Source organism: Brevundimonas diminuta ATCC 11568 (assembly GCF_000204035.1).
Lineage (GTDB): Bacteria > Pseudomonadota > Alphaproteobacteria > Caulobacterales > Caulobacteraceae > Brevundimonas > Brevundimonas diminuta.
In genome coordinates this window covers 1,427,314-1,436,529 of the sequence record NZ_GL883086.1, presented here as the reverse complement: position 1 = coordinate 1,436,529, position 9,216 = coordinate 1,427,314, and the positions used below count along the sequence as shown (strand labels likewise).

The 9,216-nt window shown below is 67.8% G+C and carries 4 protein-coding genes; 2 read left to right on the top strand and 2 right to left on the bottom strand.

Annotation, left to right across the window (positions count from 1 at the left end; all coding sequences use genetic code 11):
• Positions 1 to 59: 59 nt before the first annotated feature.
• Positions 60 to 1,511 (bottom strand): amidohydrolase, encoded by a 1,452-nt coding sequence (locus tag BDIM_RS10765; RefSeq protein WP_003165626.1) that lies wholly within the window; start codon positions 1,509 to 1,511, stop codon positions 60 to 62.
• A gap of 75 nt (positions 1,512 to 1,586) precedes the next feature.
• The gene (locus BDIM_RS10760) at positions 1,587 to 4,571 is read right to left on the bottom strand and encodes a TonB-dependent receptor plug domain-containing protein (protein WP_244911830.1); all 2,985 of its coding nucleotides are present in this window, start codon (positions 4,569 to 4,571) and stop codon (positions 1,587 to 1,589) included.
• Between the two features lie 382 nt (positions 4,572 to 4,953).
• Between BDIM_RS10760 and ggt the strand changes: the two genes are divergently transcribed.
• Together ggt and BDIM_RS10750 are read left to right on the top strand one after the other, a co-directional pair.
• Positions 4,954 to 6,696 carry a gamma-glutamyltransferase gene (gene ggt / locus BDIM_RS10755; RefSeq protein WP_050796699.1) on the top strand — a complete coding sequence of 581 codons (1,743 nt, stop codon included), beginning with the start codon at positions 4,954 to 4,956 and terminating at the stop codon, positions 6,694 to 6,696.
• 71 nt (positions 6,697 to 6,767) lie between these two features.
• On the top strand, positions 6,768 to 9,212 hold the full coding sequence (locus tag BDIM_RS10750) for a zinc-dependent metalloprotease (RefSeq protein ID WP_003165622.1): 2,445 nt from the start codon (positions 6,768 to 6,770) through the stop codon (positions 9,210 to 9,212).
• Positions 9,213 to 9,216: the final 4 nt, after the last annotated feature.

Genomic DNA, 9,216 nt, shown 5'->3' with positions numbered 1-9,216 from the left:
ACCCCTCATCCGGCCCTGACGGGCCACCTTCTCCCGCAAGGGGAGAAGGGGCGCGGCGGCTAGTCGCGGTAGTTCAGCGCCGGGGCGCGGTCGCCCAGCAGGGCGCGGTATTGGAAGTCAGGGCCGCGGCGGCGCTCGAATTCGGCCTTGGCGGCCTGGATCGTCTCGGGGCTCTGGAACAGTTCGGCGGTGGTCAGGGCCAGGGTCTTGGCCGCCAGATGGGCGCCCTTCAGGCCGATGGTCGAGCCTGCCGCCACCACGTTCTGCCACGAGTGACCGGCCGAACCCGGCACGAAGGTCGCCGTTGACAGGCCGACCGTCGGCGTGACCCAGGACACGTCCGAGACATCGGTCGAGCCGCCGAAGTCGCCGCCGATCACGGCGTCCTCGATCTGGCCGACGGACGCCAGGTCGGGCTTGGTGGTCAGGGTCTTCTGGATTTCGGACGCCAGGGCGGTTTCCTCGGCCGTCCAGGTGATGCCGCCGACATGGCGCAGGTTGCGGTCCATGACGTGCATCAGGGCTTCGTTCGGCAGCATGGAGTAGACGCCGCCGATGGCCTCGAACTCGACGCGGGTGCCGGTGCCCAAGGCCGCGCCGTCGGCCGCCAGCTTCACCCGCTCCAGCACGTCGCGGACGATTTCCGGGTTGTTGTGACGGACGTAGTAATAGGCCTCGGCGTAGGCCGGGACGACGTTCGGCGCCTTGCCGCCGTCGGTGATGGCGTAGTGGATGCGCGTGCGGTCGGGCACGTGTTCGCGCATCAGGTTGACCATGGCGTTCATGGCCTCGACGCCGTCCAGGGCGGAGCGGCCCTTGTCCGGCGCGGCGGCGGCGTGGGACGCCGTGCCGTAGAAGCGGAACTTGCCCGAGACGTTGGCCATGGTGTCGCCCTGGCGGGCCGAGTTCACATTGCCGGGGTGCCAGTGCAGCGACACGTCCACGTCGTCGAACAGGCCGTCGCGGACCATGTAGACCTTGCCCGAACCGCCTTCTTCGGCCGGGGTGCCGTAGACGCGCAGCTCGCCCTTGATGTTGTTGGCGACCATCCAGTCCTTCACTGCGATGGCGGCGTGAATGGAGGCGGCGCCGAACAGGTTGTGGCCGCAGCCGTGGCCCGCATGACCGCCCGCGGATTCCTGGATCGGGCTGAGGGTCTGCGACAGGCCGGGCAGGGCGTCGTATTCGGCCAGGACCGCGATGACCGGGCCGGAACCGTTCTTGAAGCTGGCCAGGAAGGCGGTCGGCTCATTGGCGATGCCGGGCGTGACGGTGAAGCCGGCGTCGCGCAACTGGCCCTGCAGCAGGGCCGAGCTCTGGGTCTCCTGATAGCCCAACTCGGCGAACTTCCAGATTTCGAGCGCGGCGTGGTCGAGGGCGGCTTGATTGCGGTCGACGGTCGAGACGATCTGCTGCTGGGCCTGGGGCGACAGCTCGCCGGCCAGGGCGGGGACGCCGACGCCGGCCAGGGCGGCGGCGAGGGCGAGGGCGCGCATCGAAACGGGCTTCATGGAGTACTCCGGGAACAAAAAGAAGGGAGGACGGAAGGCGTCGCCGCCTGCCGTCCCCGGACGATCAGAGATCGGTCAGAAGGTCTTGCGGATGCTAGCGTACCAGTAGCGACCGTAGGGCTGATAGACGGTGCCGACATAGCCGCCGCTGGACAGGGGCGGTTGTTCGTCGGTGATGTTGCGCACGCCGACGCGGACCGCCGTGCCGGATAGAAGGCCGCCGTCCTCGAACTGATATTCGCCGTACAGATTACCCGTCAGGGTGGCGTCGACGGTCCAGGGCTCGTTCGCCGCATTGGTGACGGAGTCGTCGTAGAGCGACGAGATGTACTGGGTGAAGGCGCCGACGGTGATGTTCTGATAGCGCCAGGTTCCCGACAGCGACCACTTCCATTCCGGGCGGCCGAAGTCGCGAAGCAGATCGCCTGCGCTGCCCGAGAAGTTGATCGCCGGATCGATGTCCCCGGCGTCCATCGCGTCCATCAGCTCCTGAACGCCCGGTGACGGCTCCAGATAGTATTTTAGGAAGTGCGAGACGTTCAGGTTCAGGTTGAAGTCGCCGTAGCGGGTGCCGCGCAGGCTCCACATGGCGCCCAGGTCCAGTCCTTCGACGGTCTGGGGCTGCTGATTGGTGTAGGCGTCCTTGATGTAGAGAATCTCGCCCGCGGGGGCGAGACCGGTGCCCGCGAACAGGCGGATGTCCTCGGGCGTCGGGGCGGCGCGCACCACGTTGGGGTTCGAGCCGCCGCTCTTGCGCAGCAGATAGTCCAGGGTGATGGCGTTCTGGCCGCGGAAGATGCCGACCATGCCGGTCTGCTCAACCCGCCACCAGTCGGCGGTGAAGGTAAAGTCGCCGTAGTCCGCCGGGATGAAGCGCGGCTGCACCACCAGGCCGAAGGACAGGGTCTCGGACTCCTCGGGCTGCAGGTCCGGATTGCCCGAGCGTTGCTCGGCGGTCAGGCGCGCGATCCGGGCCGTGCTGACGGCGTCGGCGTCGGGGAAGGTGGAGGGCGGGGTGAAGCTGCCGCCGCACAGGTTCATGTTGCTCAGCGCGCCGCGACGCAGCAGGGCCTCGCAATAGGCCCAGTCGGTGCTGGTGTTGGAGCGGGTGATGATCGTGGCGTTGATCTGTTCCAGGTTCGGGGCGCGGAAACCCTGGGCCCACGAACCGCGAACGCGGAACCCGTCGACGATGTCCCAGGCCGCCGCGAACTTGGGCTTGGCCACGTCGCCGAAGTCGGAATAATTCTCGAAGCGGCCGGCGATCTGGACCTCCAGGTTGTGGACCAGGGGCACGCCCATCTCCGGCGAGACCAGCGGGGCGGCGAACTCGATATAGGCCGACAGTACGTCCCGTTCGCCGTAGGTGTCGGGGTTCATCGATGAGTTGATCAGGTCGCTGTAGGTCGCGCCCGATCGGTCGGTATAGGTGATCGTGCCGTCGATGCGGCTGTCGCGGTCGTCCAGCTGGGTCTCCGTACGGGCCTCGACGCCGGCGGCCATGCCGACCGGGCCGGCGGGCAGGGTGAAGAGGTCAGGCCGCGAGATCTTGAAGTCCCACATGCCCAGTTCGGTCTTGGTCTTGCGGACCATGTCGACGCCGATGGCGTCCAGCGCCGCCTGGCTCGACGGGGTGGAGTCGCCGTAGCGGGGGTGCGTCGGGTCGCCGCCGTTGAAGAAGTTGTAGGCGTCGGGCGTGGACTTGGACGCCCACTCGAACAGGCGCGTGGTCGAGATGTTGTCCGACACGTCCTCGGCCGTCGCTTCGGACCAGACCAGGGCGGTTTCCCAGTTCCAGCCGCGCCATTCGCCGCGCAGTCCGCCCAGGGCGCGGAACTGCTTGTTCGTGACCTCGACGCCGATCGGACCGAAGTCGTTGAAGCGATAGCCGCTGAGCAGCAGATCCTCGCCGGTCGGATTGTAGAAATTCGTGCCCGGAATCGTCATGACCACGGACGACAGGGTGTTGATCGGCGCCTGCCGCGCCTTGGACTTGGCGTAGTAGCCGCCCAGCTCGCCGAAGAATTCGACGTTGTCGTTGATCTCGTAGCGGCCGGTCAGGAACAGGTTGAAACGATCGACCTGGGGAATGACCGTCAGGTCTTCCTGGGCCGTATCGGCGCGCAAGGCAGCGTCAACCGTGGTGCCGTTCTTGATGCACAAGCCGTCGCCCAACTGCCGGATGCAGCCGGACAGGGTGTTGGGCTGGATGGTGAAGGCCGAGCGGTTCGCGCCGCCGATCGAGGCGGCGCCGTCCGCGACGCGGAAATAGCCCCAGGGCGTCAGCGACGAGACGCCGTTCAGCGTGGTGTCGTTCTCGAAGCCCGTTCCGGCGAACAGGGAACGGATGTCCACCGAGGCGGTGTAGTCCTGATCCAGCGTCGAAAGCTCGTCGCGGTGGTCGTAGTTGAAGAACAGGGACAGGTTGCCGCGTCCGTCGGCGATGTCCTTGCCGCCGTAGAAGGAGAAATTGCTCTCCCACATGTCGGTGCCCTCGGCGGCGCCGTACTGGGCCGAGACGGTCCAGTCGTTCATGTCGTCGCGCAGGACCGTGTTGACCACGCCCGCCACGGCGTCGGCGCCGTAGATGGCCGCCGCGCCGTCGCGCAGGACTTCAAGCCGCTTCAGGCCCGACACCGGAATGGCGTTGGTGTTGTAGGTCAGGACGGGCACCAGGTGCTCGTTCGCCTGGGACGTCGGGTGCCCCACGACCCTGCGGCCGTTCAGCAGGACCAGGGTGTTGCCGATGCCGAGGTTGCGCAGGTTCACCGAGCCGGTGTCGCCGCGCGCCGAGTTGGACGAGGCCGGAAGATACCCCGAGTTGAACGTCACATCGCCCATCTGGGGGATGGAGCGGAGCAGTTCGTCGCCCGAGGTGGCGGCGGTCGCCTGGATCAATTCCTCGCCCACGACCGTGACGGGCAGGGCGGCGGTGACCTTCGCGCCCCGAATCTGGGAGCCGACGACGACGATGTCTTCGACTTGGGTGGCCTGTTCGTTGGCCGGCGTCTGCTGGGCGTGCGCCGTTCCGGCGGCGAGCAGGGCGGTGGAGGCCAGCATGGCGGCCTTTATGTTTCGACGTGCATGGACTGAACGCATGAGCTTGGCATCCCCGTGTTTGATCATCGCCTCGGCATCCCCTCCGATTGAGCGTCATTTGATGGCCGGCGACCGTCGCGCAGCGCGCCGTCGCCTGAGTTTTTATCGATGGCGGACGATGCGCCGCATTTCAGACTAAAAGACGCCATAGTTAGCGGCGTCAACCTTTTTGGGTTAAATATTGCCGATATTCAAAATAATGAGCGCAATAATCACTAAGAAATGCCCTTGAAGTCGACTTTTTAGCAATGCTATCGCTCGCTCATCGGATTTGAGGTCAGTCGTCGCGGTTCCGCTCGTCGCTGTTAGAGGCGGGGCGGCGATGGATTGTGACGGGGGCTGCATGCACATCACCAAACCCAGAACCCTGGTCGCCTTGACGGCGGCCCTGATGCTGATGGGCGGGCCGGTCCTGGCCAAACAGGCCGCGCCGGTCCGGCCCGCCGCGGGTAGCGGCGGCGACATCGTCAACTACGGCCAGATCCACAGCCCCGTGGTGGGGCGCGGCGGCATGGTGGTCAGCCAGAGCGACCCGGCCACCCGCGTGGGCGTCGAAATCCTGCGTCAGGGCGGCAATGCGGTGGATTCGGCCGTCGCCGTGGCTTTCGCGGAAGCCGTGACCCTGCCGCGTGCGGGCAACATCGGCGGCAGCGGCTACATGATCGTCCATATGGCGACCACGGCCGAGCGGCCGGCCCAGACCATCGCCGTCAACTATTACGGCACGGCACCGGCGGCGACGACGCCGGACCTGCTGCTGGACGACAGCGGCCGCTTTGACCGCAGCAAGCCGTCGGGCTTCATCAACGTCTCGGTGCCGGGCACGGTCATGGGCATGTGGGAGGCGCACGCGCGCTTCGGCTCCATGCCCTGGGCCGATCTGGTCGCGCCGGCGATCAAGCTGGCCGAGGAAGGCTATGTCCTGTCGGACGGCGAGGCCGACGCCACGGCCGGGCGGGCGCGGGTGCTGGCGACCGATCCGGGCGCGCGCGAAGCCTATCTGAAGGCGGACGGAACCCCCTATCGCGCGGGCGAGATCTTCCGCCAGCCTCTGCTGGCCGAAAGCCTGCGCAAGGTGGCGCGCGGCGGGGCCGATGAGTTCTACAAGGGCGAGTTGGCCCGCCAGATCGTCGCGGGCGTTCAGGCCCAGGGCGGGGTGATCACCATGGCCGACATGGCCGCCTACCGCGCCGACGTGTCAGAGCCGATCTGGGGCAGCTATCGCGACCATCGCATCGCCTATATGCCGCCGACGGCCTCGGGCGTCAGCGTCGCCCAGGCGCTGAACCTGTTGGAGCATTTCGACCTGCGCGCGATGAGGTGGGGCAGCGTCGACAGCCTGCATCTGATCTCCGAGGCGATGAAGATCACCTCGTCGGACCGTCGCCTGATCGGCGGGGCGCCGCAGTGGACCACCCCGGCGCATGGGCTGGCGAGCAAGGAATTCGCCGCCGAACGCGTTCGACTGATCGCCTTGGACCGCACCCTGAAAGCGGCCGATATCCCCGAGGGCAACCCCTATCCCTATGAGAGCCAGGACACGACCCACTATTCGGTCGCGGACGCTTTCGGCAATGCGGTGTCGAACACCTACACCCTGTCCAACTCCTACGGCGCGCACGTCGCCCCGGTGGGGACGGGCATCCTGCTGAACAACCACCTGGACAACTTCTCGTGGGGCACGCGCGGGGAGCCGAACTCGCCCGCGCCGGGCAAGCGCCTGGGTTCGACCATCACGCCGATGGTGGTGTTCAAGGACGACAAGCCCTGGCTGGTCACAGGCACGCCCGGCGGCGGCTACATCATCGCCACCATGGTCCAACTGATCTCCAACGTGATCGACCACGATCTCAACGTGGCCGAGGCGGCCATGCGTCCGCGTCTGAACCAGGCGGGAGGCGACAGTCCGCTGGAGCTGGAAGGCGGTTTTTCGCCCGACGTCGAGCGCCTGCTGCGCGAGCGGGGGCACGCCGTGCGTCCGTCGATGACCATGGGGAGCACCCAGTCCATCATGGTCGATGGCGACCGTTTCCTGGGCGCGGCCGACACTCGGCGTCCGGATGCTCTGGCCCTGGGCGTACGCTGAGCCGCCGCTTGCTGTTTCGGCCGTTCGATGGTCTGAACGACCGCTGTTGAATCAATCGGAGGGGGAAGCCGATGTTGCGCAAGGTTCTGCTGGCGGGCGCCGCGGGTCTGGTTCTGGCTGGAGCGGCGGCTCCCGTAGCGGCGCAGTCCGCGCCCGCCTCGGCGGCGTCGGCCCCCTGGCGGGACGGCCTGTTCGGCGTGCGACAGGACAGCGACAAGGGCAAGGTCTCGGTGCGCCTGCCCGCGCCGGACGCGGACGGGGTTCTGGGCCGTTATCTGTATCAGCCGGGTCTGTCGGCGGGCCTGGGCATGGACGGAGCGGGGCTGGATCGTTCGGGCCTGGGGCAGACGCAGATCGTGGTCTTCCGCAAGGTCGGGAACCGGGTCTTCGCCGCCTTCGAGAACCACCGCTTCCGCGCCGTGGACGCCGACCCGGATCAGGTCAACGCCGTCGCCGCCTCCTTCGTCTCGCCGGTCGTCTGGTCGGCTGAGGCGACGGACGCCGGGGCCGACGGTTCGGTCACGGTGGACCTTTCGGGCTTTCTCGAGCGCGACGCGGTCAATGTGGTTTCCCGTCTGAAGCGTGCGCGGCTGGGGACGTTCAAGCCGGCCGCCAGTCTCGGCTACGTCGATACGGCCCAGACCCTGGTCTTCCCCGACAATGTCGAGTTCCAGACGGTCCAGACCTTCACCAGCGACGAGCCGGGCGGTGAGCTGTCGCGCGTTTCGCCGGAAACCCGTTCCGTCACCCTGGCGGTGCGCCATTCGTTCATCCGACTGCCGGACGAGGGCTTCCTGCCTGTGCTGCATGATCCGCGGTCGGGCACCTCGGCTCAGGTGACGGTGACGGATTTCGCCGCCGACCTGGATCAGCCGGTGGTCAGTCGGCTGGCCCGCCGGTTCCGGCTGGAGAAGACGGATCCGACCGCCGCGCGCTCGACGGTGAAGAGGCCCATCGTCTTCTACGTCGATCGCGCCGCCCCGCCCGCCATCCGCGAAGCCCTGATCGAGGGCGGCAACTGGTGGGCGCAGGCCTTTGAACAGGCGGGCTATCTTAACGCCTTCCGTGTCGAGCTCCTGCCCGAGGGGGCGCATCCGATGGACGCCCGCTACAACATCATCTCATGGGTTCACCGCGAGACGCGCGGCTGGTCGACCGGGACCAGCGTCAACGACCCCCGCACCGGCGAGATCGTGCGCGGCGTGGTGCAACTGGGCTCCCTGCGCGACCGTCAGGACAAGATGATCATCGAAGGGCTGATCGGCGCCGCCCGCAGCGGCACGGGCGCCGAGGACGACCCGGACCGTCTGGCCTATCACCGCCTGCGCCACCTGTCGGCGCACGAGATCGGCCACGCCCTGGGCATTGCTCACAACTTCGCCGCCTCCACCTTCGAGGGGCGGGCCTCGGTCATGGATTATCCGGCGCCGTGGGTGATCGCGGACGGGGACCGGCTGGACTTCAGCCAGGCCTATACGACCGGCGTCGGCGCCTGGGACCGCTATGTCGTCGACTGGCTCTATGGCGACGCGCCGGGACGTGATCCGATCGCGCGGCGAGCGGCCTTGGCCGCCGAGGCGCAAGCAAAGGGCTACCGCTTCGTCAACGACACCGACACCCGTCCGCTGGGCAGCCTGCAGCCTTACGGCGCCATGTGGGACAACGGAACCGACCCGACCGCCGAGTTCGCCAACACCCTGGCGGTGCGGCGCATCGCCCTGTCGCGCTTCGGCCTGGCCAATCTGCCCGCGGGCGCGCCGGCGGCGGACCTGCGCCGGGTCATCGTGCCGATCTATCTCTATCACCGCTATCAGACGACGGCGGTGGGGCGTCAGATCGGGGGCCTGGATTACAGCTACGCCGTCAGCGGCGAAGGGCGTGAGCGGGCCGAGGTCGTGCCTGCGGACAAACAGCGCGCGGCGCTGGAGGCCCTGATGCTGGCCCTGTCTCCGGCCGAACTGGACCTGCGCGACGATCTGATCGATCTGCTGTCCTCGGCCCAGTCGGGCAATTCGGATCGCCAGACCCAGATCGAGCTGTTCGAGGGCAAGACCGACGCCGTGTTCGATCCGTCCTCGGCGGCGGCGGCGGCGACCGAGGTGGTGTTTGAAACCCTGTTGGCGCCGGAGCGGCTGAACCGTCTGGTCGAGCAGGAGCGCCGCGACCCGGGGCAGCTGGGCCTGGTCGAGACGCTGGATCGGGTGGCGGTCGCCGTCGGGCCAGGGGTGGCGTTGAGCCCGCGTCAGGCCGAGCTGCGCCGCGTCGCCCGCGCCCGCTATGCGGCCCATCTGGCCGCGCTGATTCAGGGCAAGGATCTGTCCTCGACGGCGCAGGGCGCGGTGCGCGACAGCGCGCGGCGGTTCGGCGAGCAGCTGAAGCGTTGCCGCGGCGACCGGTTGGAGACGGCGCAGTGCGCCTATCTGGCGGAGGCTCTGACCGGGCCGGTCGAGGGGCTGAAGGCGCTGAGCGAGACGCTGCCGGTCGCGCAGGCGGTGCCGCCGGGCGCGCCGATTTAATCAA